At 69.2% G+C, this 25,050-nt stretch carries 21 protein-coding genes and 1 other RNA gene; 10 read left to right on the forward strand and 12 right to left on the reverse strand.

Translation table 11 applies throughout. The features are described from left to right. The first annotated feature begins 23 nt into the window (after positions 1-23). Both gloB and J2X20_RS04665 read left to right on the forward strand, forming a co-directional pair. Positions 24-809 (forward strand): hydroxyacylglutathione hydrolase, encoded by a 786-nt coding sequence (gene gloB, locus J2X20_RS04660; protein ID WP_310265096.1) that lies wholly within the window; start codon positions 24-26, stop codon positions 807-809. Then, the gene (locus tag J2X20_RS04665; protein ID WP_310261518.1) at positions 806-2,377 is read left to right on the forward strand and encodes a transglycosylase SLT domain-containing protein; all 1,572 of its coding nucleotides are present in this window, start codon (positions 806-808) and stop codon (positions 2,375-2,377) included. The genes gloB and J2X20_RS04665 overlap by 4 nt, the downstream gene beginning before the upstream one ends. A 13-nt stretch (positions 2,378-2,390) precedes the next feature. Here the strand turns inward: J2X20_RS04665 and J2X20_RS04670 are convergent, their stop codons facing one another. From J2X20_RS04670 to dnaX, 4 genes are read right to left on the reverse strand one after another with little or no spacing between them, the layout of a single operon-like run. Continuing rightward, on the reverse strand, positions 2,391-2,783 hold the full coding sequence (locus J2X20_RS04670; RefSeq protein WP_310261521.1) for an MAPEG family protein: 393 nt from the start codon (positions 2,781-2,783) through the stop codon (positions 2,391-2,393). A 15-nt stretch (positions 2,784-2,798) separates the two neighbouring features. Then, positions 2,799-3,386, reverse strand: coding sequence for a recombination mediator RecR (gene recR / locus J2X20_RS04675; RefSeq protein ID WP_310265105.1), 588 nt, complete (start codon positions 3,384-3,386; stop codon positions 2,799-2,801). Continuing rightward, a complete protein-coding gene (locus J2X20_RS04680) occupies positions 3,383-3,709 on the reverse strand; it encodes a YbaB/EbfC family nucleoid-associated protein (protein WP_310261524.1) in 327 nt (108 codons plus the stop codon). Before J2X20_RS04680 ends, recR begins: the two co-directional genes overlap by 4 nt. A 14-nt stretch (positions 3,710-3,723) precedes the next feature. Beyond that, positions 3,724-5,610 (reverse strand): DNA polymerase III subunit gamma/tau, encoded by a 1,887-nt coding sequence (dnaX, locus tag J2X20_RS04685; protein WP_310261527.1) that lies wholly within the window; start codon positions 5,608-5,610, stop codon positions 3,724-3,726. A 45-nt stretch (positions 5,611-5,655) separates the two neighbouring features. Here dnaX and J2X20_RS04690 point away from each other — a divergent pair, with 45 nt between their 5' ends. Then, entirely contained in the window at positions 5,656-6,765 is a 1,110-nt protein-coding gene (locus tag J2X20_RS04690; RefSeq protein WP_310261529.1) for an AIR synthase-related protein, read from the forward strand. 2 nt (positions 6,766-6,767) lie between these two features. Next, on the forward strand, positions 6,768-7,154 hold the full coding sequence (locus J2X20_RS04695; RefSeq protein ID WP_310261532.1) for a SirB2 family protein: 387 nt from the start codon (positions 6,768-6,770) through the stop codon (positions 7,152-7,154). Here J2X20_RS04695 and J2X20_RS04700 read toward each other — a convergent pair. Beyond that, complete coding sequence (locus J2X20_RS04700; RefSeq protein WP_310261535.1) at positions 7,129-7,704, reverse strand: TetR/AcrR family transcriptional regulator; 576 nt, start codon at positions 7,702-7,704, stop codon at positions 7,129-7,131. The two genes, J2X20_RS04695 and J2X20_RS04700, sit on opposite strands and share 26 nt — an antisense overlap. A gap of 85 nt (positions 7,705-7,789) precedes the next feature. Here J2X20_RS04700 and J2X20_RS04705 point away from each other — a divergent pair, with 85 nt between their 5' ends. Further along, positions 7,790-8,257: a nuclear transport factor 2 family protein gene (locus J2X20_RS04705; RefSeq protein WP_310261539.1), complete on the forward strand. Its 468-nt coding sequence runs from the start codon at positions 7,790-7,792 to the stop codon at positions 8,255-8,257. A gap of 20 nt (positions 8,258-8,277) precedes the next feature. Then, positions 8,278-8,375, forward strand: an RNA gene (gene ffs / locus J2X20_RS04710) — signal recognition particle sRNA small type. A 118-nt stretch (positions 8,376-8,493) separates the two neighbouring features. Here ffs and J2X20_RS04715 read toward each other — a convergent pair. The 7 genes from J2X20_RS04715 to J2X20_RS04745 form a co-directional block, all read right to left on the reverse strand. After that, complete coding sequence (locus J2X20_RS04715) at positions 8,494-8,913, reverse strand: hypothetical protein (protein ID WP_310261543.1); 420 nt, start codon at positions 8,911-8,913, stop codon at positions 8,494-8,496. Positions 8,914-8,937: 24 nt separating this feature from the next. Next, a complete protein-coding gene (locus tag J2X20_RS04720; protein WP_310261546.1) occupies positions 8,938-9,873 on the reverse strand; it encodes an OmpA family protein in 936 nt (311 codons plus the stop codon). A 19-nt stretch (positions 9,874-9,892) separates the two neighbouring features. Then, positions 9,893-10,261 carry a DUF4398 domain-containing protein gene (locus J2X20_RS04725; RefSeq protein ID WP_310261549.1) on the reverse strand — a complete coding sequence of 123 codons (369 nt, stop codon included), beginning with the start codon at positions 10,259-10,261 and terminating at the stop codon, positions 9,893-9,895. 193 nt (positions 10,262-10,454) lie between these two features. Beyond that, the gene (locus J2X20_RS04730; protein ID WP_310261553.1) at positions 10,455-12,836 is read right to left on the reverse strand and encodes a protein kinase domain-containing protein; all 2,382 of its coding nucleotides are present in this window, start codon (positions 12,834-12,836) and stop codon (positions 10,455-10,457) included. Positions 12,837-12,845: 9 nt separating this feature from the next. Next, positions 12,846-14,615 (reverse strand): serine/threonine protein kinase, encoded by a 1,770-nt coding sequence (locus J2X20_RS04735; RefSeq protein WP_310261556.1) that lies wholly within the window; start codon positions 14,613-14,615, stop codon positions 12,846-12,848. 214 nt (positions 14,616-14,829) lie between these two features. Beyond that, positions 14,830-18,663 carry an ATP-dependent RNA helicase HrpA gene (gene hrpA, locus J2X20_RS04740; protein WP_310261559.1) on the reverse strand — a complete coding sequence of 1,278 codons (3,834 nt, stop codon included), beginning with the start codon at positions 18,661-18,663 and terminating at the stop codon, positions 14,830-14,832. A 25-nt stretch (positions 18,664-18,688) separates the two neighbouring features. After that, complete coding sequence (locus J2X20_RS04745; protein ID WP_310261562.1) at positions 18,689-19,081, reverse strand: VOC family protein; 393 nt, start codon at positions 19,079-19,081, stop codon at positions 18,689-18,691. Between the two features lie 88 nt (positions 19,082-19,169). On the opposite strand from J2X20_RS04745, the gene argA reads away from it, so the two are divergent. The 4 genes from argA (at position 19,170) to J2X20_RS04765 (ending at position 25,050) form a co-directional block, all read left to right on the forward strand. Beyond that, the gene (gene argA, locus J2X20_RS04750; RefSeq protein ID WP_310261564.1) at positions 19,170-20,513 is read left to right on the forward strand and encodes an amino-acid N-acetyltransferase; all 1,344 of its coding nucleotides are present in this window, start codon (positions 19,170-19,172) and stop codon (positions 20,511-20,513) included. An 80-nt stretch (positions 20,514-20,593) separates the two neighbouring features. Continuing rightward, entirely contained in the window at positions 20,594-20,872 is a 279-nt protein-coding gene (locus tag J2X20_RS04755; RefSeq protein ID WP_310261567.1) for an oxidative damage protection protein, read from the forward strand. A 404-nt stretch (positions 20,873-21,276) separates the two neighbouring features. Beyond that, positions 21,277-21,573 carry an H-NS histone family protein gene (locus tag J2X20_RS04760; RefSeq protein ID WP_310261568.1) on the forward strand — a complete coding sequence of 99 codons (297 nt, stop codon included), beginning with the start codon at positions 21,277-21,279 and terminating at the stop codon, positions 21,571-21,573. 315 nt (positions 21,574-21,888) lie between these two features. After that, positions 21,889-25,050: a putative bifunctional diguanylate cyclase/phosphodiesterase gene (locus tag J2X20_RS04765; RefSeq protein ID WP_310261571.1), complete on the forward strand. Its 3,162-nt coding sequence runs from the start codon at positions 21,889-21,891 to the stop codon at positions 25,048-25,050.

A 25,050-nucleotide genomic window follows, 5' to 3' on the forward strand; every position in this document is an offset into this window, starting at 1 on the left:
TATCTGTCATGGGTGATGCGCCTTTGACGCTGACGCCGATTCCTGCTTTTGACGACAACTACCTCTGGCTGCTGGACAACGGCCGCGAGGCCCTCGTCGTCGATCCCGGTGACGCCGCGCCCGTGGTGGCAGCGCTCGACGCCCGGGGCCTGACGCTGGCGGGCATTCTATTGACCCACCACCACGGCGATCACGTCGGCGGCGTGAACGCGCTGCGGCCGCGCCTGCAGGGTCCTGTCTACGGCCCCGTGCACGAGCAATTGCCCGAGCCGGTGCAGCGCCTGCACGGCGGCGACAGCGTCGAGCTGCTGGGCCTGAAGTTCGCCGTCATGGACGTGCCCGGCCATACGGCGGGTCACATCGCCTACTTTGCCGCCGCGGTGCCGGGTGGCGACCCGCTGCTGTTCTGCGGCGACACGCTGTTCAGCGCCGGCTGCGGCCGCCTCTTCGAAGGCACGCCGGCGCAGATGCACGCATCGCTGCAGTCGCTGGCCGCCTTGCCCTCCGCGACGCGCGTCTGCTGCGCCCATGAATACACCTTGTCCAACCTGCGCTTTGCACGCGAGGTGGACCCCGGCAACGCGGCCCTCCTTGCCTATGCCGCCTGGTGCGAAGCGGAGCGCGCCGCCGGCCGCCCCACGCTGCCGGGCCGCATCGGCAACGAGGTTCGCATCAACCCTTTCCTGCGCTGTACCGAGCCGGCCCTGCGGGACGCCGCGCGTCGCCACGCCCCCCTCAAACTTCCGGCCGCGCCCAGCCCGGTCGACGTCTTCGCCACGCTGCGCGAATGGAAGAACGGATTCCGATGACGCTGATTTCCCGACTCACCCCGCTGGCGGCCGCCCTGCTGCTCGCCGCCTGTGCCACCACCTCCCAGCCCGCGCCGGACGAAGCGCCGGCAGCCCCGCTCTCCCCACCCGCCGCCCAGGCCGTCGCCAGCATCACGGCCGAACCGACCCCGCCCGCCGTGCCGGCGCGCGCCATGGCCGCCCAACTGCTGGAAGACAACCTGCGCCCCGGCGAGAAGATCGACCTCGACAACCCCGACGTGAACGCCGACCTGTGGGCCCGCGTGCGCAAGGGCTTCCAGCTGCAGGACCTCGATGACGACTGGGTGCGCAAGGCCGAGGCCTGGTACAGCGCCCGGCCCGACTACGTCGAGCGCATGACCACACGCGGCAGCCGCTATCTCTTCCACATCATGGAGGAGGTCGAGAAGCGCGGCATGCCTGCTGAGCTGGCCCTGCTGCCCTTCATCGAGAGTGCCTTCGTCACCCACGCTGTGTCGACGGCCAAGGCCACCGGCATGTGGCAGTTCATGCCCGCCACCGGCCGCGACTTCGACCTGAAGCAGAACATCTTCCGCGACGACCGCCGCGACGTGCTCGCGTCCACGCGCGCCGCACTCGACTACCTCGGCCGCCTCTACAAGCAGTTCGGCGACTGGCATCTGGCGCTGGCCGCCTACAACTGGGGCCCGGGCAATGTGCAGAAGGCCGTCGCCCGCAACCAGAAACTCGGCCTGCCGACCGATTACGCCAGCCTCAAGATCCCCGACGAGACGCGCTACTACGTGCCCAAGCTGCAGGCCGTCAAGAACATCGTCTTCGCGCCCGACCGCTATGCGCTGACCCTGCCGGTGGTGGCCAACCACCCCTATTTTCTCAGCGTCAAGATCGAGCGCGACATCGACGTGTCCCTCGCCGCCCAATTGGCCGGCATCTCGCTGGAGACCTTCCAGCAGTTCAACCCGCAGATGAACAAGCCGGTCATCCTGGCCGCCGCCACGCCGCAGGTGCTGCTGCCCTATGACCAGGCCAGCGCCTTTGCCGAGAACCTGGCGCGCCACAGCGGCCCCATGGCCAGCTGGACGGCCTGGGTCGTGCCCAAGACCATGAGCCCGGGCGAGGCCGCCAAGCGCGCCGGCACCAGCGAGGCCCTGCTGCGCGACATCAACAGGATCCCGCCCAAGATGCTGGTCAAGGCCGGCTCCACGCTGCTGGTGCCGCGCGGCGAGCATGTGCATGCCGATGTGTCCGAGCGCCTGGCCGACAGTGCCAGCCTCAACCTCGCACCCGATGCGCCGCCGCTGCGCCGCGTCAGCCTCAGGGCCGGCAAGGCCGACACCGTGGCCGTCATCGCGGCGCGCTACAAGGTCAAGGCCGAACAGGTGGCGCAGTGGAACAAGATAGGCGCCAACGGCCGCTTCAAGCCCGGCCAGGCCATCGTCGTCTACACGGCGACCGCACCGGCCAAGGCGCCCGTGGCCAGGAACACCACGCCCGCCAAGAGCGTGAGGGTGGCGGCAGCCAAGCCGCAACCCAAGGCCAAGGTGGCCGGCAAGGGCCGCACCGTCGTGGCCGCGGCCACGCCCTGAAGGCCTGCTAGCCCTAGCTGACGAAGAAGAGGGCGACGCAGGCCGCCAGGCCTGCTGCCCACACCAGTGAGCGCAACGAGGCCAGGTCGGCCAGATAGAGGGCGATGAAGCCCAGGCGCGCGGCGATGAAGCCCATCGCCAGCGCGTCCACCGTCGCCTGGCTGGCCTGGTGCTGGTGAGCCACGAACAGCCCGGCCATGAAGATGGGCAGGGCCTCCCAGCTGTTGGCCTGGGCCGAGTTCGCGCGCGCCTGCCAGCCGCTCAGATTGGCCAGCCATTCGCGCGGCCGGTGGTTGTCGAAGCCGCCGTCACGGCGCCGCTTGCCGAAGCCCTTGGACTTGGCCAGCCAGGTGCAGCCCAGGGGCAGCAGGCAGGCCACCAGCAGACAGATCTGGGCCATCGTCATCGGGATCTCCTCCTCTTATCGGCGGTCACTCAAGGCATGGGCGATGGTGCCCAGGTCCACGTATTCGAGCTCACTGCCCACCGGCACGCCGCGCGCCAGCCGCGTCGACTTGATGCCGCGGGCGCGCAGGGCCTCGGCCAGCACATGAGCCGTGGCCTCGCCCTCGGCCGTGAAGCTGGTGGCGAGGATGACCTCCTCGACGCCTTCTTCACCCGCCCGCGCCAGCAGCTCTGCCGCGCCGATCTGACGCGTGCCGACACCGTCCAGCGGGCTCAGCCGTCCGAGCAGCACGAAGTAATAGCCGCGATAGGAGGCCGTGCGCTCCAGCGCCGCCTGGTCGGCCGGCGTCTCCACCACGCACAGCAGCCTGGCATCGCGCTCGGCATCCGCGCAGACACTGCAGATCGGCGTCTCGCTGAAGGTGTGGCAGCGCTCGCAATGCTTGATGCGCTCACCCGCCGCCGCCAGCGCGTCGGCCAGGCGCGGCATGGCCAGCCTGTCGTGCTGCAGCAGGTGATAGGCCATGCGCTGGGCCGATTTCTGGCCCACGCCGGGCAGGCGCTTGAGCGCCTCGATCAGCGATTCAAGCGCCGTCAAGATCAGAAGGGAAATTTCATGCCCGGGGGCAGCGGCATGCCTTGCGTGAGCTTGCCCATCTTCTCGGCGCTGGTGGCCTCGGCGCGGCGGGCCGCATCGTTGAAGGCAGCGGCGACGAGGTCTTCCAGCATGTCCTTGTCATCGGCCAGCAGGCTGGGGTCGATGGTGACGCGGCGGACTTCGTTCTTGCAGGTCATCAGCACCTTGACGAGGCCGGCGCCGCTCTGGCCCTCGACCTCGATATTGGCGAGTTCTTCCTGCGCCTTCTTCAGGTTGTCCTGCATCGCCTGGGCTTGCTTCATCAAGCCGGCGAGTTGGCCCTTCATCATGATCGTGTCCTTGTCTAGGGAGTGGGAGTCAGCACGGGCTGCACGGAGCCCGGCAGGATGCGTGCCGACGGGAATTGGGAAAGCAGCGTCCGCGTCATCGGATGCTGGGCGGCCAGGTCCTCGGCCGCGCGTTGCTGGGCCTCGGCACGGGCGACCGTGCGCAGGGCGATGGAGTCTTCGGCGACGCCGGCCTCGATGTCGAGCTTGGCGTTCAGCGCCGCCTCGAGCTTGCTGACCAGGGCCGGCGCGCGCAGCGATTCGCGCTCGACGCGCAGCTTCCAGACCTCGCGGCCATCGACGCTGCTGCAGCCCAGGGCCTGGGCCTGACGGGCCAGCTCGCCCGTCATGCCGACGAGATTGACCGCCGCGATGCGCTCGGCCCATTGGCCCCCCTCGGGCGTCTCGCGCAGTTCGGCGCGGCGCGGGGTTTCGGACTCACGGGCAGCAGCGGGCGCCGCGGGTGCCGGTGCGTCATCGGCGTCCATCCACGGCGGTGGCGCGTCATCGGGAGGCGCACCATCGAAGTCCGCGGCCTCGTCTTCGGCCAGGGCCTCGACCGGCTTGGGGCGCAGGCGATCGCTGAGCCGGGGCGCGGCCGGTGGCTCGGCGACCGCGGGCGCGGCCACCACCGGTGCAGGGGCCACGGGCCTGGGTGCGACGACGGGCGCAGTCACGGGTGCAGCAACCGGTGCAGCCATGGCCACCGGGGGCGTCACCTTGGGCAGGGGCACGGCGACGACGGCCTTGGCCACCGCCGGCGGCCTCACCAGGGCCGCGGCCTTGACGGCCTTGGGCTGGGTGCCGGCCGGCCGGAAGGCCAGCATGCGCAGCAGCACCATCAAGAGGCCCGCGTATTCGTCGGGCGCCAGATGCAGCTCGGCGCGGCCATGCAGGGCCATGCTGTACATCAGCTGGATCTCGTCGGCCGGCAGCAGAGTGGCCAGGCGGCGGATCTCGGCGGTCTCGGTGTCGGCGTCGTCCAGGGCCGAAGGCGCAGCCTGGGCCAGGGCCATCTGCTGCAACAGCGTCGCCAGGTCCTCCAGCGTGCCGGCGGCCGACAGGCCCGCGCCACGCAGCGCATCGGCCTGGGCCACGACAGCCTCGCCGCTGGCCGCCGCCAGCGCATCGACGATGGCCACCACATGGCCACGGTCCACGCTGCCCAGCATCTGGCGCACGCCGGCTTCGGAAAGCGCCCCGGCGCCGAAGGCAATGGCCTGGTCAGTCAGCGACAGCGCATCGCGCATGGAGCCGCGCGCCGCACGCGACAGCAGGCGCAGGGCGCCAGGCTCGGCCGGCACGCTCTCGGCGCCCAGCACATTGCCGAGGTGCATCTGCACGTCCGCCGCGGCCATGGGGCGCAGATTGAACTGCAGGCAGCGCGACAGCACGGTGACGGGCACCTTCTGCGGGTCGGTCGTCGCCAGCACGAACTTCAGGTAGTCGGGCGGCTCCTCCAGCGTCTTCAGCATCGCGTTGAAGGCGGTGTTGGACAGCATGTGCACTTCGTCGATCATGTAGACCTTGAAGCGCCCGACCACCGGCTTGTAGACGGCCTGGTCCAGCAGCTGCGAGATCTCCTCGACACCGCGGTTGGAGGCCGCGTCCAGCTCCACATAGTCGACGAAACGGCCGGAATCGATGTCCCGGCAGGCCGGGCAGACGCCGCAGGGCTGGGCCGTGATGCCGCCCGTGCCGTCAGCTCCGGTGCAGTTCAGGCTCTTGGCCAGGATGCGCGACACCGTCGTCTTGCCGACGCCCCGGGTGCCGGTGAACAGATAGGCGTGGTGCAGCCGGCCCTGGGTCAGGGCATTGGCCAGGGCTTGCACGACATGCTCCTGGCCGACGAGCTGCTCGAAACTCTGCGGACGGTATTTGCGGGCCAGGACCTGATAACTCATGGGGCAGGATTCTATGGGTGGGGCCACCGGGGATAATCCCGCGCCATGACCTCGCAAGCCCCCCTCACCTACGACCAAGCCGGCGTCAATTACGACCTGATCGACCCGCTGAAGATCACGGCCCAGCGTGCCGCCGCCGCCACCGCCTCCCACCTCGCCGGCCACGGCTTCAGCGAGGTCAAGGCCTCGCGGGGCGAATCGGCCTATGTCGTGGACGTGGGGCCGTTCTACATCGCCTCCATCGTCGAATGCCTGGGCACCAAGACCCTGGTGGCCGACGAGATGGCGAAATTGACGGGCAAGAGCTTCTTTGCCGGCATCGCCCAGGACACCATCGCCATGGCGGTCAACGACCTGATCACCGTCGGCGCCACGCCCCTGGTCGTGCAGGCCTACTGGGCCGCCGGCGGCAGCGACTGGTTCGGCGACGCCCAGCGCGCGCAAGCCCTGGTGGCCGGCTGGAAGGCCGCCTGCGACACCTGCCAGGTCGCCTGGGGCGGCGGCGAGACGCCGGCCCTGGCCGGCATCGTCGAGGACGGCCGCATCGACCTGGCCGCGTCCTGCACCGGCCTCATCAACCCCAAGGAACGCCTGTCGGTGGGCGACAAGCTCGGTGCCGGTGACGCCATCGTGCTGCTGGCCTCCAGCGGCATCCACGCCAACGGCCTGAGCCTGGCCCGCAAGCTGGCCGAGCGCCTGCCCCAGGGCTATCTGACCGAGATCGAGCCCGGCGTGACCTATGGCGAGGCCCTGCTGGCCCCCACTGCGCTTTACTCGCCCGTCACCGAGGCGCTGTGGAAGGCCGGCATCGCGCCGCACTACTGCGCCAACATCACCGGCCACGGCTGGCGCAAGCTGCTGCGCCACCCCAGCGCCCTCACCTACCGCATCCACACGGTGCCGCCCAAGACGGCGGTGCTGGACTTCATCCAGAAGCAGGCCGGCCAGGACGACCGCGAGGCCTATTCGACGCTGAACATGGGTGCGGGCTTCGCCATCTTCGTCAAGGCCGAGGACGCCGAACGCACCGCGCAGATCTCGCGCGACTGCGGCATCGAAGCCTGGGTGGCGGGCAAGGTCGAGGCGGGTGAGAAGCAGTTGCTGATCGAACCACTGAACATCCGCTTCAGCGAAGACGACCTCGCGCTGCGCTGAACGTGAGTTGGTACTACACCCAGATGATCCAGTGGCATGTGCTGCTGGCCTGGTGCAGCGTGGGCCTGTTCTTTGTACGCGGCCTGCTGGTCCAGTTTGGCCCGCCGCCGGCGCAGGCCTTTGCCAAGGACGCGCGCCTCTTGGTGGTGGTGTTCGGCGTCAATGCCTGTCTCGTCGTCACGGGCCTGAGCCTGTGGGGCTCCATTGGCTACAACCCCATGCGCGACTGGTGGCTGGGCATCAAGCTGGTCGCGCTGGTGGGCTACATGATTTGCGGCCACTGGGCCATGAGCCAGGCGCGCCTGCACCTGCTGGGCTATCTCACCGCCTTGGCGCTGCTGGCCCTCGCGATGGACCTTTCGATCAACCGGCAGTTCCTGCCGGGCTGAGCACCGACTTCAGCAGCAGCGACAAGGCCGCCAGCGCGGCCTCGGTGTCGCCGAGCACCTGCGCCTGAACGATGGCGCCATCCACCGCCAACGCCAGGGCGCTGGCCCGCGCAGCGCGCCCGCGGCCGGGAGGCAAGACCCTGGCAATCGCATCGGTCATGTCCTGCTTGTGGGCGCGCGCTGCGTCCACCACGCCAGCATGCACGGGCCCGACCTCGCCCACGCTGTTGATGAAGGCGCAGCCCCGGTAGTCGGCGCTGCAGAACCATTCACGCAAGGCCGGCACGATGGCCAGCGCCGTACCGCCATGGCGTGCCAAGGCGTCGCTGAACCAACCCATCCAGAGCCGATGACGGCGCCCGAGAAAGGCGACGATGAGGTCGTCCTTGCTGGGGAACTGGCGATAGAAGGTGACCTTGGTGACGCCGGCCTCGGCGATCACGCGGTCGATGCCGGTGGCGCGGATGCCGTCGCGGTAGAACAGACCGTAGGCGGCGGCCAGGATGCGCTCGCGCGGCGTGGCATCGGATGAAGCAGGAACATCAAGCATTCGGACCAGTGTAGACCGACCTGTCCACATGCCCTAGACTCGTCTGTAGACAGACCTGTCTACATCATCACTTCACCACGCCATCATGGACACCAAGCCACCCCTGCCCCCATTCACTCGCGAATCTGCCGTCCACAAGGTCCGCCTTGCGGAAGACGCCTGGAATTCCCGTGACCCGGCGCGCGTCGCCCAGGTCTACACGGAGGACACGCGCTGGCGCAACCGCGCCGAATTCCTCGCTGGCCGCGAACAGGTGAAGGAATTCCTCGCCCGCAAATGGGCCCGGGAACTCGACTACCGGCTCATCAAGGAGCTGTGGATTCACGACAGCCACCGCATCGCCGTGCGCTTCGCCTACGAGTGGCATGACGATTCCGGCCAGTGGTTCCGTTCCTACGGCAACGAGAACTGGGAGTTCAACGACGCCGGCTTCATGCAGCGCCGCTTCGCGAGCATCAAGGACCTGCCCATCGCCGCCACAGATCGCAAATTCTTCTGGCCACTGGGCCGCCGACCGGACGACCACCCGGGGCTTTCAGAGCTGGGCTGCTGAGCCCGACTACAATGCACCTCGACGGGCCTCCCCGCATGGAAGCGCGCCCAACCGGGTCAGGTGGGGAACCAAGCAGCCCTAAGCGTTGCAACCAGTGCCGGGGGTAAGGCTCGTCACCCTCCCCTTCTTCGGCCCTCGAGCGAGGGGCTCGCTTCGCCGGTGACCCGCACAAGGCAAGCGGCCGGCGTCTGCTTGAGCAGGCCGGCCGATCGAGTCTCAGCAAAACGAGGGGCGTTTCAGCCGCCCGGCGACTTCGGAATGTCGGTCGAGCGCACCACCAGCGTCGTCAACTGGCCGCCCCCCTCCACGCTGCCCGTGACGATGCCTTCGCGCACACGGCGCTCGCACATCTCGCGATCTTCCACAGGCTGGGCCTGGCAGCGCTTGAGCGCGTTGTTGGCCCACTGATCGGGCCGGTCCCCCGGCGAGATCAGCTTGCCCTGGCGGGCCTGCGCATAGGCCGCGCCAGCTTCCTTCAGGCAGACGTCGCGCGGCTGGTTGGTCTGGCCGGTCATGCAGTTGGCGCGTTCGCGCTCGTACTGCAGGCGCAGCGGATCGACATTCTTGGCTGCCTTGGGGGCGGCCTGGGCAACGCCGCCCAGGGCAAGCAGGGCGGCTGCCAGCCAGGCGGCGGTATGACATCGGCGCATGTTCATGGTGATCTCCTTCAAGGTTCAGCCTCAGCCGCGGGCGCGCACCGGCTGGTTGTCGTTCGAGATATAGACCTCGACGCGGCGGTTCATGGCGCGGTCGGATGTGCTTGAGTTGCTGGCCACCGGATAGGCCTCGCCATAGCCGCGGGTCGCGACACGGGTCGGGTCGACACCCTGAGCACGCAGCGCCTCAGCCACGGCCTGCGAGCGGCGTTGCGACAGCGTCAAGTTGGCCGAGTCGCTGCCGACGCTGTCGGTGAAGCCCTCGATCAGCACGCGGCGGTCGGGATGCTGGTTCAGGTAGTGCGCCAGCTTGGCGATGGACGCCTGGGCCGCTGGCTTGATCTCGGCGCGGCCGAATTCGAACAGCACGTCGCCCAGCGTCACCAGCATGCCGCGATCGGTCTGCTTGGCCTGCAGGTCGGCCAGCTCCTGCGCCAGCGCTGCGGCCTGGGCCTGGGCATTGGCGGCCTGGGCTTGAGCGTTGGCAGCGTCTGCATTGGCAGCGGCGGCCTGCTGGCGGGCAGCATTGGCATCGGCGCTGGCGTTGGCAGCCGCGATCTGCGCATTGGTGGCCTGGGCCTGCGCCACATTGGCGCGGTTGGCGTTGGCATCGGCGCGGGCGCGCTCACGGTCGGCCTCGGCCGCCTTGATGGCCTCTTCCTGCGTCGCGGCGCGGCCAATGGCCATGGCGGTGCGGGCCTGGGTGGCGGCCACATAGGCGGCGGAGTCGATGTCGGCCGGCGCTTCGCGCTTGGCACTCAGCTCCTCGGCGCGGCGCAGCGAGTCGGAGGCCTTCTTGATGTCCAGCGAGGCGTACTTCAGCACGGCCGGATCGGCCTCGGCGCTGTGCACGGTGGAACGCGCTTCACGCAGGGCGGGCGTGACGGTGGGGGCGCTGGCGCAGCCGGCGAACAGTGCAGCGGCGGCGGCCAGGGTGGTCAGTTGGGCAAGGGTCTTCATGGCGGGTCCTTTCGATGAATCAGGAACGGTTCAGCTGCACCTGCAGCTGCCGGATGCTTTCGTTCACCTCGGCCAGGGCGCGGCTGGAACGGGCGGAGCGTGCCGTCGCCTGGGCGAGGGCGGCATCGGCCGCTGCCTCGTCGGCCAGCTGGCGGGCCGCCACATAGTCCTTGCGGGCCATCGCGGCGTTGGCTCGGGCCAGCTTGTCGCGGGCCGTGGTCAGCTCGGCCGGTGCTTCGGCAGCGTTGCCGGAGGCTTGATCGACGGCGGAATTGGCCACCGCCATCTGTTCCTTGGGCGCGTCGCCGTGGGTGGCGCACGCCGACAGGGCTGCGGCGGCAAATGCCGCCAACAAAACAGCCCGGCCATTCATCGATTGGTGATTCATACGAACTCCTGTGGTTTAAATACCCGGCGTTCGCGCATCACGGCCCCGCCGGGCTCGGGTTCTCTCAGGATGCAGATCGAGTATTCGCCATCGCCCCTGCCCGCCCAGTCAGCGGGCCGGTGCGACACCGGTCAGCCTGAGGCCTCAAGAGTTGTGGGATATGCCCTACACCCCTGTCGGGAGGGCGTTGGACTCAGCCGGTTGCCTGCCTGAAGGCCATCACGGCCTGGTTGCGCAGGGTGCGGAGCAAGGACAGCTCCTTCTCGCCCAACTGCACGACGCCGGCCTGGGGGTGGTCGGCATAGATCAGCCCGAGGGGTGAGCCCTTGAGCATCAGCGGCAGCAGCAGAAAGCTCTGCGCCTTGAGTTCACCGCGGAACCAGCTCGGCATGCGGGAGGCGATGTTGTCCGCCCGTGCGTCCTGGATCAGCGTGTCGGCGCCTTTCAGGCAGACGGCGGCGATCAGATCCAGGGGCTGGGTCGCGAGGTCCACGCGCAGCAGCGGGGCCAGGCGCTCGACATCGGCGCCGACGCCGAGCCGACCCGTCAACGCCTGGCCACGCGCATCGCGCAGGCAGAAGACGACGCGACGAAAACCCAGGGCGCGGTAGATGGTCTCCAGGATCATGCGCAGCACGGCATTGAGCTGGAAGTTGTCGACCATGGCGTCGGTGATGTCCTGCACGCCGGCGGCCAGCAGCTGGGTGGCCTGTTCGGCGCGCGAGACGGGGGCGGTGTCCTGGGTGCGCTCCATGACGACGGTGGGCGCAAGCTCGTGGGCCGTCAGCGAGTCGTGCACCGACGGGGTCAGCGGCGCCAGCAGACGCTGGGCGCGCGAGTCGCGCGGCAGGCGCAGCTCCAGCGCCTCGGTGGTCTGGGCGAGATGCTGGCGTGCGGTGTCGGCCGCCTTCTCGAAGGTCTCGGCACTGATGCCCAGCGCCCGCGAATGCCGCTGGGCCATCGCACGCAGCCTGGCATGGGCCTGCTCCGGCGGCGTGTTCAGGATCAGGTCGGCCATGTCGTTGCTGGCGCGGGCCAGCCAGCGCTGGCGCTCGGTGCCATCGTCCAGCGGCCGCTGCGGCGGCTCGCCGCTGGGGCGGCGCATGGCGCGCTGCAGGCTGTCCGGCAGCCCCCATTGCTTGGCCACGCCCAGGCCCAGGGCCTCATAGCTCATGCCCAGCACCTGGGCCGAGGCCGAGGCCTCGCTGAGCGCGGCCTGGCCATCCTCGGCGGGGCTGACGAGGCGGCGCACGGCGTCGGCTTCCTCGGGGAAATAGAACTCGGTCAGCGAACGACCGAGGTGATGGAACATCGCGCCGAGGAAGGCCTCCTCGGCCTCGCGGGGATTGGGGCAGAGCTCGCGCGCCAGCGAGGCTGCCATCAGCGAGCGCAGATAGTCCTCGCGCAGCCGCTTGGCATGGCCCTTGTTCTCCATGCGCTCCAGCAGCACCAGGCTGAGGGCCAGGTTGCGGATGCCGGCGAAGCCGATCAGTGCCACCGCCCGCGACACCGTGCTGATGCCGCCACCGCCCGTGTGCCGGTACTGGGCCGTGTTGACCAGGCGCAGCAGCTTCTGCGTCAGTGCCACGTCCTTGAGGATCTCGTTGGACAGATTGGCCAGGCTCTCGTTCTCGGACTGCGTCAGGCGCTGGATGCGGCCGATGGCATCGCTCAGCGCCGGGAAGTCGCTCTTGTGGCGCATGCGGCGCAGCAGGAAATCCAGCACCGGCGCGTCCTGGGCTTCGGCGTCGGGCTCGGCCACCGGGCGCAGCCAGGCGGCCAGCGCATCGCGCAGCAGGGCGGCGCTGGGCCAGCGCGCGGAGGGCTCGCGGGCCAGGCCGCGCTGCACGATGGCGCGCAGGGCGTCGTCCACGCTGGGGTCCAGGCCGGAGGGCAGGACGAGGTCGGTGGTCTGCACGCGCTGGATGGCGCGCCAGGGATCGGGATCGTGGTTGAGGCGCTGACCGCTCAGCATCTCGGCCAGCATCACGGCGGCCGCGAACACGTCCATCTGCGGATGCGGCGGCGCGCCGCGCGCGGCCTCGGGCGAGATATAGCCGGGCGTGCCGACGACGCGTGACGGCGCGTTGGCATCGGTCGACACCCGCGCGGCGATGCCGAAGTCCATCACACGCGGCCGGCCGCGCGCGTCGATCAGGATGTTGCTGGGCTTGAGGTCGCGGTGCACCAGGCCGGCGGCATGAGCGGCGGTCAGGCCGTCCAGGATGCCCAGCATCAGCGTGACGGCCTCGGCCGTCGTGGGCTTGGGCCCGGCGCGCAGGCGCTGGCTCAGCGTGCCGCCGCTGACGTATTCGAAGACGAGGTAGGACCAGCCCCCCTGGGTGTCGGCCTCGAAGACCGGCACGATATTGGGATGGGTCAGGCGGCTGACGGCCCGGGCCTCGTGCAGCCATTCGTCGACGCTGCCGGGCTCGGCCATGGCCTTCAGCAGCTTGACGGCCACCTCGCGGTCCAGCAGCGGGTCATGGGCCAGCCAGACCGTGGCCTGGGCGCCCTCGCCCAGGCGCTGCAGCAACCGGAAGCGGCCGAGCTGGGGAGGCAGGTCGTCGGCCATGGCGCGGGTCTAGGAGCCGCCGCGGGCGGACAGGCGATCGCGCAGGGAGCCCGCCGGCGCGGAAGCCTCGGCGGCGGGGGCAGCCGGCGGCTTGCTGGCGCCGGGGTTGAGGGCTTCCATGACCTCGCGCAGGCCCACGCCCAGTGCCTTGGCGTAGCGGCGCGTGGCGGCCTCCACGCCCGCGCGGCGGCGCGCCTCGGGCTGGCCCAGGGCGTCGACCAGCTCGTTGGCGAAGCTGCAAGTCAGGCGCAGCGTGTCGGCATCGCTGCGCGGCGGATGCACGGCGGCGTCCAGCGGCTGGCGGCGGATCATCTGCAGCAGCTCGTCACCCAGGCCCCAATGGCGGGCGACGGCGCTGCCCAGGGCGTCGAGGTCGCAGCCGAGCACGGCATAAGCCGCGGCCTGCTCGCTCATGGACGGCGGATTGGGCTGCTCCTCGGTGGCCTCGGGCGGCACCATCAGCTGGCGGATCTGCTGGGCGTCGTCGGGGAAGTGGTATTGCAGCAGCAGGCGCCCCAGGTTCTGCATGACGGTGATGAGGTGCACGACCTCGCCGTCATAGCCCGCCGGGCGCAGGGCCTGGGCTACCTGGGCGGCCTTGGTCACGCGGGCCATCAGCTGGCGCAGCATCTCGGCGGCCACCGGCGGCAACGGCCCCGGCCAGGGCTTGAGGGAGTTCGCGGCGTATTGCAGCCCGTCCAGGCCCAGCATCTGGATGGCGCGCTGCATGTTCAGGATGGTCTGGCCCTGGTGGCCGGAAGCCTTCAGCGCGTTGTTGACGCGGCGCACCAGCTCCAGGCTGAGGGCCATGTCCTTGAGCACATATTCCGACAGCGCGCTGGCATGCTGGGCCTCCAGGCCCGAGCCGCCGGTGAAGCGGTGCATGCCCGAGGTCGTCGTCGGCAGATGACCAATGCGTTGCAGCTTGTCCAGCAGCAGCACGATGGGCCCGCCGTCGTCATAGGCCGCGGCCTGGCGCCAGCCGTCCAGGGCGCGCCAGAAGCTGCGCGCCAGGTGATAGCGCTGGCGCAATTGGCGGTCGGTGGCGCGGTTGCAGATGGCGCGCAGCGGATCGGGGATGGGGTGGGGTGTCTCCCAACCCAGGCGCACCATCTCGCGGCCCACCGGCTGCATCTGCTGCACGACATGCTGCAGATCGTTCTCCTCCAGCACGGGCTTGCCGCTGAGGATGCGATGGAGCAGCAGGCCGACGCAGAGCACGTCCTCCTCGGCCGACTCGCGCACGGCGCGGCGCGTCACGGCATTGAAGTCGACGGTGGCGGGGAAGACTTCCTGCGCGACCTCGAGGCCGATCAGGCGCACCTTGTCGCTGGCGTCGATGACGAGGCTGGCGGTCTGGATGTCGCGATGGGCATGGCCGGCATCGTGGGCAAAGGCCAGGCCTTCGAGCAGCTGGGCAATCCAGCCGGCCGCGTCGATAGGCAGGGGGGCGGGCTGGCGGGCCAGGCGCTCGTCCAGGGTCTCGCCCAGGGCACGGTCATAGGCCACATAGGGCCAGTTCTCGACCTGGCCGATCTCGAAGGGCGGCGCGAGATTGGGGTGCTGGATGCGCTCTGCCCCCTGGGCCATGCGCAGCCAGTGCTCCAGGGCTGCGGCGCTGTTGGGCTTGTCGCGCGGCATGCACAGCACCAGCTCCTGGCCATGGCGCGGGTCGAAGACGCGCCAGATCAGGCTGCGAGCGCTCTTGGACAGCAGGGCGCGCAACTCGAAGTGGCCAAAGCCTTTCAGCGGTGGGGCGGCAGGGCTGGTTTCAGGCACGGCGGACGTGGACAGGCTGTAACAGTTGGTGTCCCTGCATTGGACTCCAGGCTAGAGGGACCGAGCTTGCAGCCAAGCGTCGAAATGCGACGGATTTCCTCCCCATCCCACCGCAATCGCCGGCTTGTGTGCATGAGCTCACAGTCTGCCGCTTGTACACCTGCGCCCGCCACGGGCACGTCAGTCAAACCCTGGTTTCACCGCAAAGCTGGCCTCAACTTGTCAGCTGAGACCAAACCTTGTCGAGTCGTTTCACGCTCACCGGCTGCGGCGTCCTGAGCTCCTGAGCAAACAGGCTGACACGCAACTCCTCCAGCTGCCAGCGGAAGTCGTCCAGCCGCGCATCCTTCACCCCCTTGAGCTCGGCCAGGCGGCGGGTGTAGCGCTGCTCCAGGGGCTTGACCTCGCTCATCAGCTTGGCATCGCGGGCCGCGTCGGCGCGCAGCTTGTCCAGCCGCGCCGTGATGGCCTTGAGGTAGCGCGGCAGATGCTGCAGCTGGGCCCAGGGCGTGTCCAGCGCAAAGCGCTTGGGCACCAGGCGCTGCAGCTGGGCGGTGATGTCGTCCGCGACATCCTTGGCCGGGCGCGAGTCCTTGAGCTTGCGCGTGGCGTTGGCCAGCTCCTGCAGCACGGCATGCGCAGCACGGGCCACTTCCTGGGCGATGAGGTTGAGCCGGCTGCGGCCTTCCTCGATGCGCTTCTTGAAGCTCATCGCATCGGTGGGCAGCGGGTCGCCCAGGAAGGCGCGGTCCAGGGCCACGCCGATGATCTGGTCGCGCAACTCCTCGGCCGTGCCCAGGCCCATGTAGAGGACCGACATGCGCTGCAGGTCGGGAATGTTCTTCTCCAGGAACTTCAGCGGCTCCTTGAGCTGCAGCGCGATCAGGCGGCGCAGGCCGGCGCGGTGCCTGGCGGCGGCCACTTCGGGCTCGTCGAAGACCTCGATCTCGACCGCATTGCCCTTGTCGATCAGGGCCGGGAAGCCGATCAGCGTCTGGCCACCCTTGCGCACTTCCAGCAGCTCGGGCAACTCGCCAAAGCTCCAGTCCGTGTAGCTCTGGCTGGCATCACGGGCGGGCGCGGCGGGCTTGACGATCTCGGCGCGGACGCCACGTTCGGGCTGGGGCTTGGGAGCCGGTTCGGCAGCCGGCAGCTTCAATGCCGCCAGCGCCTGGAAGGCCGACCTCGCCTGCCCGCCCAGCTCCGCCTTCAGCGCGGCGAGCTGCCGCCCCTGCCCCAACTGACGGCCATGCTCGTCAACGATGCGGAAGTTCATGAACAGATGCGGCGGCAGCTGCTCCAGCTTGAAGTCGTTGCGCTGCACGGCGAGCTGGGTGCGGTCTTTCACGGCCCTGAGCAGCGTGTCCACCAGCCCCCCCTGGCAGAAGGGCTGCAGCTCGATGAACTCGGCGACAAAGTCCGGCAGCGGCGTCAGCCGCGCGCGCGGCTTCTGATGCAGGCTCTTCAGCAGGGCCGTCACCTTCTGGGCCAGCATGCCGGGCACCAGCCATTCGGCACGCTCCTCGCTGACCTGATTGAGCGCAAAGATGGGCACGGTCACGGTCAGCCCGTCGCGGGCGTCGCCGGGCTGGTGCAGATAGTTGGCCGCGCAATCGACGCCGCCCAGGCGGATGACCTTGGGAAAGGCCTCGCTGGTGACGCCGGCGGCCTCGTGACGCATCAGTTCGTCCTGGCTGAGCTGCAAGAGCTTGTCGTCGCTCTTGCTGGCCTCGCGCCACCACTTCAGCAGCGTGGCGCCGGAGAAAACGTTGGCCGGCAGCTTGTCGTCGTAGAAGGCGTAGATGAGCTCATCGTCCACCAGCACGTCCTGGCGGCGCGACTTGTGCTCCAGCGCCTCGACCTTGCCGATCTGGCGCCGGTTGTGGCCGATGAAGGGCAGCTGCTTGACGAGATCCTCGGGCAGATCGTCGTTGACCAGGCCCTCGCGGATGAAGATCTCGCGCGCCGCCTTGGGGTCGACGCGACCGAAATTCACGCGCTTGTTGCTGTACAGCACGATGCCGTACAGCGTCGCCCTCTCCAGGGCCACCACCTCCGCGGCCTTCTTCTCCCAGTGCGGCTCCAGCAGCTGGGTCTTGATCAGGTGGCCGGCAATGGGCGGCAGCCATTGCGGCTCGATATTGGCGATGCCGCGGCCATACAGGCGCGAGGTATCGACCAGCTCGGCCGCGACGATCCAGCGGCCGGGCTTCTTGGACAGATGCGCGCCGGGGTGGCGCCAGAACTTGATGCCGCGCGCGCCGAGGTACCAGTCCTCGTCGTCGCTCTTCTGGCCGATATTGCCGAGCAGGCCGGCCAGCATGGACAGATGCACCTGCTCATAGGTGGCCACGCTCTGGTTGAGCCGCCAGCCCTGCTCGGCGACGACGGTGTGCAGCTGGGAATGGACATCGCGCCACTCGCGCACGCGGCGCGGGCTGACGAAGTTGTCGCGCAGCAGCTGCTCGTGCTTGCGGACCGACAGCTTGTGGCCGCCCTCCTCGCCCTTGGATTCGCCCAGCCATTTCCACAGCTTGAGATAGCCCATGAACTCCGACTTCTCGTCATCGAACTTCTTGTGCTTTTCGTCGGCCGCCTGGGCCTGCTCCATCGGCCGGTCGCGCACGTCCTGGCCCGACAGGGCCGAGGCGATGACCAGCACCTCGGTCAGCGCGTCGCGGGTGCGGGCCTCCAGGATCATGCGGCCCACGCGCGGGTCCAGCGGCAGGCGCGACAGCTCCTTGCCCAGGGGCGTCAGCTCGTTGGCATCGTCCACGGCGCCCAGTTCGGCCAGCAATTGGTAGCCGTCGGCAATCGCCTTGGGGCGCGGCGCCTCCAGGAAAGGAAAGCGCTCCACGTCGCCCAGGTGCAGGGCCTTCATGCGCAGGATGACGCCGGCCAGGCTCGACCGCAGGATTTCCGGGTCGGTGAACTTGGGCCTCTCGTTGAATTCCTTCTCGCTGAAGAGGCGGATGCAGATGCCATTGCTGACCCGCCCGCAACGGCCCGCGCGCTGGTTGCTGGCGGCTTGGCTGACGTTCTCGATCAGCAACTGCTCGACCTTGTTGCGATAGCTGTAACGCTTGACGCGCGCCAAGCCGGGGTCGATGACGTAGCGGATGCCCGGCACCGTCAGCGACGTCTCGGCCACATTGGTCGCCAGCACGATGCGGCGCTGGCCGTGGGGCTCGAAGACACGGTCCTGCTCCTGCTGGGACAGGCGCGCGAACAGCGGCAGCACCTCCACGCCCGGCGGGTGATGCTTGCGCAGCGCTTCGGCCGCTTCGCGGATCTCGCGCTCGCCGGGCAGGAAGACCAACACGTCGCCGCCGCCCTCGCGCCACAGCTCGTCCACCGCATCGGTGATGGCGTTGTTGAGATCGTATTCGCGGCTCTCCTCGAAGGGCCGGTAGCGCTGCTCGACCGGGTAGAGGCGGCCCGACACCATCAGCACCGGCGCCGGCCCCTTGGCCGACTCGAAATGCTTGGCGAAGCGGTCGGCGTCGATGGTGGCCGACGTGACAACGATCTTCAGGTCGGGCCGACGCGGCAGCATCTCACGCAGATAGCCGAGCAGGAAGTCGATGTTGAGGCTGCGTTCGTGGGCCTCGTCGATGATCAGCGTGTCGTAGGCCTTCAGCAGCGGGTCGCTCTGGGTCTCGGCCAGCAGGATGCCGTCGGTCATCAGCTTGACCGAGGCGCCCTTGGACAGGCGGTCCTGGAAGCGCACCTTGTAGCCGACGACATCGCCTAGCGGCGTCTTCAGCTCCTCGGCGATGCGCTTGGCCACGCTGCTGGCGGCAATCCGCCGCGGCTGGGTGTGGCCGATCAGGCCGCCGCCGTTCAGGCGCCCACGGCCCATCGCCAGCGCGATCTTGGGCAGCTGGGTGGTCTTGCCGGAGCCGGTCTCGCCACAGACGATGACGACTTGATGCTCGGCCATGGCCGCCATGATTTCGTCGCGGCGCGACGAGACCGGCAGGCTTTCGGGGAAGGAAATGGAAAGAGCCGGTTGAGGCAACCGGCTCTCGGGTCGTTCGGAATTCATTGAGGCGGGATTGTCCCGCAGAGCGTCACTCGGTCCGCGGGAAGTAGCTGATGACCTGGATGACGGCGCCCTGGGGGTCCTGCAGCACGGCCATGCGGCCGATGGTGGGGATGTCGAAGGGACCGGCGCAGACCGTGCCGCCCAGGCTCTTGGCCTTCTCCACCGTGGCGTCGCAGTTCTCGACGGTGACGTAGGCGCCCCACATGGCCGGGCCAGGCGCCGGGGGCGTCATGACGCCGCCCACCGCGACCTCGCCCACCTTGATGACGTGGTAGTCGCCCTGGCCCATGTTCATGGTGTCGAAGGTCCAGCCGAACAGGCTGCCGTAGTACTCGCAGGCGGCCTTGGGATTGGGCGTGCCCAACTCGTTCCAGCTGAAGGCGCCGGGGGTCATGTAGACGTCTTGATAGTCCTTCATCGCGGTCTCCTTGGGGGTGGGAGGCGCATCGTCGGCAGCAGGCATGACAGCGTCAAGTCCGGTTCGTCAGGCTTCACAATTCGTCCCCATGACCGGTCTTGTCTTTCCCCACACCTTCGTGCCCTGGTTCCGCGCCGTGGCGCCCTATATCCACGCCTACCGCGGCGAGACCTTTGTCGTCGGCATGCCGGGCGAGCTGGTCGCCGCGGGCAAGCTGAACGCCTTCGTGCAGGACCTGGCCATCCTGCACGCCATGGGCATCAAGATCGTGCTGGTGCATGGCTTCCGGCCCCAGGTCAACGAACAGCTGGCCGCCAAGGGCCAGGTGCCGCGCTACAGCCATGGCCGCCGCATCACCGACGCCGTCGCCCTGGACTGCGCCCAGGAGGCCGCCGGCCAGCTGCGCTTCGAGATCGAAGCCGCCTTCAGCCAGGGCCTGCCCAACACACCCATGGCCAATGCCACGGTGCGGGTCGTCTCGGGCAATTTCCTGACCGCCCGGCCGGTCGGCATCGTCGACGGTGTCGATTTCCAGCATTCCGGCCTGGTGCGCAAGGTCGACGGCGCCGCCATCCAGCGCGCCATCGACATCGGCGCCATCGTGCTGCTGTCGCCCTTCGGCTTCTCGCCCACGGGCGAGGCCTTCAATCTGTCGATGGAGGACGTCGCCACGTCCACCGCCATCGCCCTGCAGGCCGACAAGCTGCTGTTCGTCTGCGAGGTCGACGGCGTGCCGGAGAACCCGGACGACCCGGAAAGCCCCATCGACACCGAACTGGCCGTGGCCGACGCCGACCGCATGCTGGCCAAGGCCGCCCCCAATCCCGAGCCGACCGACGTGGCCTTCTATCTGCGCCACTGCGCCGAGGCCTGCCGCGCCGGCGTCGAGCGCTCCCACATCATCCCGTTCGCGGTGGACGGCGCCCTGCTGCAGGAGGTCTACACCCACGACGGCATCGGCACCATGGTCGTCGACGAGAAGCTGGAGAGCCTGCGCGAGGCCAGCGCCGACGACGTGGCCGGCATCATCCAGCTCATCGAGCCCTTCGAGCGCGACGGCACCCTGGTCAAGCGCAGCCGGACCGAGATCGAACGCGATGCCGAGCTCTATACCGTCATCGAGCATGACGGCGTCATCTTCGGCTGCGCAGCGCTATACCCTTATGTCGAGGCGCGCACCGCCGAAATGGCGGCGCTGACCGTCTCCGCCGAAGTGCAGGGCCAGGGCGACGGCGACCGCCTGCTGAAAAGAATCGAGCAGCGCGCCAAGGCCATGGGCCTGGACAGCATTTTCGTGCTGACCACGCGCACCATGCATTGGTTCATCAAGCGCGGTTTCCAGCAGGTCGACCCCGAATGGCTGCCCGAGGAACGCAAGCGCAAATACAACTGGGACCGCCGCTCGCTCGTGCTGGTCAAACGATTCAACTAGCCCCACCGGGCTGGCCCAAACGGCCTGCGCGCTAAAGTGCTGGCCGTTTCCCTTTTCTCTCGTGTTTGTAGGAGTCCGTCATGCCCCGCACCGTTCAATGTGCCTATCTGAAGAAGGAAGCCGAAGGGCTGGACTTCCCGCCCTACCCCGTCCAAACCGAACTCGGCAAAAAGGTCTGGGAAAACGTCAGCAAGGAAGCCTGGGCGGCCTGGATGAAGCACCAGACCATGCTCGTCAATGAAAACCGCCTGAACCTCGCCGACCAGCGTGCCCGCCAATACCTGATGCGCCAGGCTGAACAGTTTTTCTTCGGCACAGGTGCCGAAGCGGTGGCGGGCTATGTCCCGCCAGCGAACTGAGCGGGACTCAGTTGAAAAACTGGGGGAGCGCTCACCTACGCGCAGCGCAGGTGATGCGATCACAGCAATTCTTCTTCGGCACGGGTGCCGAAGCGGTGGCGGGCTACGTCCCGCCCGCCAGCGAATAAGCGCGGCGCAATTCAGCGCCCATACACAGAGGGCCGGGACGAAAGTCGCCGGCCCTTTCTCATTCAACCGCCCCGCCCGCGGCCAAGCCGATTGGGCAATTAACCCGAACTCGCGAGAAACTCGTCGCAACCGGCCAACGAAAACCCTTGCATTTATCCACCCCGTCGCGATTTAATTCGTCCACGGAGATACTCGCGGCCCGCCGCCCCAGCTCCAAGGCCGCCGCGGGCAACCGTTGCGGGCCTCCCCGCTCAAATCGCAAGAGGAATAGCAGCATGTCCACCCTGAAAGAACTCCTGGCTCAGCGCGAAGCCCTTGATCAGCAGATCAGCCAAACCAAGGACCGCGAACGCAGCGAGGCAGTGGCCAAGGTGAAATCCCTGATGAGCGAATATGGCCTGACGGTGGCCGACCTCAGCATGCGCACGCCCAAGCCGGCCAAGGTGTCCAAGGTGGCGGCCAAGTATCGCAATCAGGCCACCGGCGAAACCTGGAGCGGCCGCGGCCTGCAGCCCAAATGGCTGAAGGCGGCCATTGCCGGCGGCGCCAAGCTGACCGATTTCGCCGTCTGACCCGGAAATCCCGGCGCCGTTTCGACGGCCGGGTTTGAAAAGATTTCCGCCGCCCGCCTGCAGCGCGGGCCGCCAGCAGGGCCATCCATCTACGGGATGGCCCTTTTCCTTTTTGGTGCATGTCACGCCTAAACTGCGCCATGCCTTTCGTCACGCCGTCCGAAGCCCAAATCTCGGGGTTTTCACCGAGATCGATGGGCCATGGCGGCGATGAGATTGCGCCAATGCCCGGCCGCTGCCCTCTTTCTCCATTCATCCTGGCATCGCTGCGCTGGCGCGCGTTGACCCGGGTATCGGCCTGAGGCCCGCCGAGACATGGATCTGCATTCCGGCGTCCCGGAATCCATCGACGGCCAGGCGCCTGACCTGAGCGTCCAGGCGCCGCCGTCATCGACCCTGCCACCCGGCCCGCGCCGCATCCACGACCGCCGCGGCTGGCGCCGGCTGCGCCGTGTCGGCCTGGGCGCCCTGGCCGGCCTGGGGGGCGGCGTCATCACCGCCTGGGGGCTGGCCGCCGACGCCCTGCCGCCGCTGCTGCGCATCCCGCAGCCCGCCGCCGCCGCGCCCGCCCAGGATCTGCTGCTGCCCTTGCTGCTGGCGGCCCTGGGCCTGCTGGCGCTCTGGCGGCTGAGTGCCTGGGTGCTGCCCCTGGTCATGGCCGGCCTGCTGCTGGGCGGCGGGCTGCCCCTGCTGGTCCGTTCGCCCGCCGACCCCGCGGCCGCGCTGGACCTGCTGCTGTCGGCCCCCGTGCTGACGGCACTGGCGCTGCCGCTGCTGGCTCTTGTCCTGAACCGCACCCTGCTGCGCCGCCTGCGCCTGACGGGCCGGCTCGCCGGCCGGCGTGAAGTCCTGCTTTTCGGCCTGTTGGGCGGGCTGGCCGCGCCGACGCTGGCCGGCCTGTTCACCCTGGCGGCGCTGAAGGCCGGGGGCTTGAGCTGGCCCGTCGCGCTGGTCGGCGCCCTGGAGTTGGCAGCCGCCTGGGGCTTTGCGCTGCTGAGCACCGGCACCATCCTGCAGGCCAGCACCCAGCGCCCACGCCGCGGCGGCCGCTGGACGGCCCGCGTGCTCACCGCGGTGGCCGTGCTGGCCCAGGCGGGCCTGGCCTGGCTGCCCGAGCCCGGTGCCGCCTTGCTGCTGCCCCATCTGCTGCTCTGCCTGCACGCCCTGCAGGCATCGCCACGCACCAACGCCCTGCTGGGCGCCGGCCTGCTCGGCCTGTGGGCGCTGAGTGCGCCGCCGACCCTGGTCTCCTACGCACTCGGGGGCGGCCTGGCCTTGCTGCCCCTGGCCCTCATCGCGCTGAGCCACCACCAGTTGCGCGACCGCGACGGCTGGCGCAGTGCCCTCGACGCCCAGGGCCTGGCCCTGGCCGAGTGGCGCCTGCCTGAAGGCCGCCGCCATGCCTCGGCGCGCTGGCAGGCCCTGACGACGCCCGTCGACGGCACCAAGGCCGGCACCGCACCGCTGGACTGGGTGCGCCTGGCCCACCCGCGCGACCGCGAGCCGCTGCGCCGGGCGCTGCGCGAGCTGCTGGGCGACCCGCAACGCAAGCAGCTCGGCCTGTCGCTGCGCCTGGCGGCGGACGGCGGCGACTGGCGCTGGCATGAATTGCAGGCCCATGTGCCCCTGCGCGACAACCGCGGCCGTGCCCGCGGCCTCATCGCCACCCTGGCCGACGTCAGCTGGCGCCACACGGCCGAAGAGCGCGAGCGCATGTCGGCCACCCTCTTCCAGCAGGCCAGCGAGGGCCTGGCCATCGTCGACACGCAGTGGCGCATCGTCGAGGCCAACCCTGCCTATTGCGACATCCTCCATGCCCCCCGCGAAGCCCTCGTCGGCCGGGTGGCCACGCCGCTGAGCATCGCCAATCTGCAGCGCAGCGGCCACCAACCCGCCGAGTTGCAGGCCGCCCTCAACGACGGTCTGTCCTGGAGCGGCCAGTTGCATGCCGAGCTGGACGACGGTGGCCAGCATGTCTTCGCCGCCAAGCTCAGCCCCGTGCCTGAGTCCGAAGGCGTCAGCCCGCGCTGGCGGCTGCTGAGCCTGACCGACCTGGGCGAAAGCATCCGCCAGCAGGACTTGCTGCGCCGCAGCCTGCGCTTTGACGTCGCCACCGGGCTGCCCAACCGCGACGAGTTCATGCGGCGGCTGCAGCAGGCCCTGAGCGCGGCCAACCGCGACGGCTTCAAGCTCGTCATCGGCCTCATCGACCTGGACGAGTTCGCCCGCGTCAATGCCGAGCATGGCCCGCTGGTCGCCGATGCCGTGCTGCTGCAGCTCAGCGGCCGGCTGCAGGCCACGCTGCGCGGCTCGCGCGGCGCAGCGCCCGACACCGCCGACCAGCTCGCCCGCCTGCATGGCGACGAGTTCGCCGTGCTGATGCGCGTGCAGACGCCGGAGGAAGCCCAGCGCGCGTCGGACCGCCTGCTGGGCCTGCTGTCCACGCCGGTGGCCATCCGCGAAAGCCGGGTCGGCAACGGCCTGGCCATCGAGATCGGCGCCAGCATGGGCGCCACCCTCTATCCCCAGGACGACGCCGACCCCGAGACCCTGCTGCGCCACGCCGGCCACGCCCTCTACCGGGCCAAGCACGCCGGCCGCGGCGGCATCCAGTTCCACGACACGACGCTGGACCAGCGCGACGAGGCCGGGCTGATCGCCGTCGCCCGCCTGCAAAAGGCCCTGGACAGCAACGAACTGCTGCTGCACTACCAGCCGCAGATCGACCTGCGCACCGGCCAGGTCATGGGCGTGGAAGCCCTGCTGCGCTGGCAACACCCCGAGCGCGGCCTGCTGGCGCCGGCCCATTTCCTGCCCCTCGCGGAGACGACCGGCCTGGCCGTGCAGATCGGCGACTGGGTCATCGAGCAGGCTCTGGCCCAGGCGACGGCCTGGCTGCGCGCCGGCGTCAACGACGGCAAGGGCCTGCCGGTCAGCGTCAACGTCGGCGCCCGCCAGTTGCGCCGCCACGACTTCCCGCAGCGCCTGCAGGAACTCATCCAGCGCCAGTCGCCCGAGGTCGCCCACCTGCTGCACCTGGACGTGCTGGAGTCCGACGCTCTGGCCGAGACGGTTGCCACCCAGGCCCTGATCCAGCGCTGCCTGGGCCTGGGCGTGGGCATCGCGCTGGACGACTTCGGCGCCGGCTACTCGCGGCTCAGTTCGCTGAAGCGCCTACCCGTCGACACCCTCAAGCTCCACCGCAGCTATGTGCAGGGCATGCTGGGCGACGCCCAGGACCTGTCGCTGGTGGAGAGCGTCATCGGCCTGGCCCGCAACATCGGCTGCGCCGTGCTGGCCAAGGGCGTCGAAAGCCGGGCCCATGCCCGCGAGCTGTTGCGCCTGGGCTGCCGCCTCGGCCAGGGCAATGGCATCGCCGCCGCCATGGCGCCGTCGGCGCTGCCGGGCTGGATGGATGCCTTCGGCAACGGCGACTGGGTGGGCCAGTTGCGCAGCCCCTCCCAGGCCAATCTCTAA

This window comes from Roseateles saccharophilus (assembly GCF_031458095.1).
In the GTDB taxonomy this organism is placed as follows: Bacteria; Pseudomonadota; Gammaproteobacteria; order Burkholderiales; family Burkholderiaceae_C; genus Pelomonas; species Pelomonas saccharophila_A.

Coding starts and splice junctions, on each gene's coding strand:
- argA (WP_310261564.1), top strand. CDS start 19,170: ATGACCGGTCTTGTCTTTCCCCACACCTTCGTGCCCTGGTTCCGCGCC.
- J2X20_RS04680 (WP_310261524.1), bottom strand. CDS start 3,709: ATGATGAAGGGCCAACTCGCCGGCTTGATGAAGCAAGCCCAGGCGATG.
- J2X20_RS04670 (WP_310261521.1), bottom strand. CDS start 2,783: ATGACGATGGCCCAGATCTGTCTGCTGGTGGCCTGCCTGCTGCCCCTG.
- J2X20_RS04705 (WP_310261539.1), top strand. CDS start 7,790: ATGGACACCAAGCCACCCCTGCCCCCATTCACTCGCGAATCTGCCGTC.
- J2X20_RS04725 (WP_310261549.1), bottom strand. CDS start 10,261: ATGAATCACCAATCGATGAATGGCCGGGCTGTTTTGTTGGCGGCATTT.
- J2X20_RS04760 (WP_310261568.1), top strand. CDS start 21,277: ATGTCCACCCTGAAAGAACTCCTGGCTCAGCGCGAAGCCCTTGATCAG.
- J2X20_RS04765 (WP_310261571.1), top strand. CDS start 21,889: ATGGATCTGCATTCCGGCGTCCCGGAATCCATCGACGGCCAGGCGCCT.
- dnaX (WP_310261527.1), bottom strand. CDS start 5,610: ATGAGTTATCAGGTCCTGGCCCGCAAATACCGTCCGCAGAGTTTCGAG.
- J2X20_RS04730 (WP_310261553.1), bottom strand. CDS start 12,836: ATGGCCGACGACCTGCCTCCCCAGCTCGGCCGCTTCCGGTTGCTGCAG.
- J2X20_RS04715 (WP_310261543.1), bottom strand. CDS start 8,913: ATGAACATGCGCCGATGTCATACCGCCGCCTGGCTGGCAGCCGCCCTG.
- J2X20_RS04665 (WP_310261518.1), top strand. CDS start 806: ATGACGCTGATTTCCCGACTCACCCCGCTGGCGGCCGCCCTGCTGCTC.
- hrpA (WP_310261559.1), bottom strand. CDS start 18,663: ATGAATTCCGAACGACCCGAGAGCCGGTTGCCTCAACCGGCTCTTTCC.
- J2X20_RS04690 (WP_310261529.1), top strand. CDS start 5,656: ATGACCTCGCAAGCCCCCCTCACCTACGACCAAGCCGGCGTCAATTAC.
- J2X20_RS04745 (WP_310261562.1), bottom strand. CDS start 19,081: ATGAAGGACTATCAAGACGTCTACATGACCCCCGGCGCCTTCAGCTGG.
- J2X20_RS04700 (WP_310261535.1), bottom strand. CDS start 7,704: ATGCTTGATGTTCCTGCTTCATCCGATGCCACGCCGCGCGAGCGCATC.
- J2X20_RS04720 (WP_310261546.1), bottom strand. CDS start 9,873: ATGAAGACCCTTGCCCAACTGACCACCCTGGCCGCCGCCGCTGCACTG.
- J2X20_RS04755 (WP_310261567.1), top strand. CDS start 20,594: ATGCCCCGCACCGTTCAATGTGCCTATCTGAAGAAGGAAGCCGAAGGG.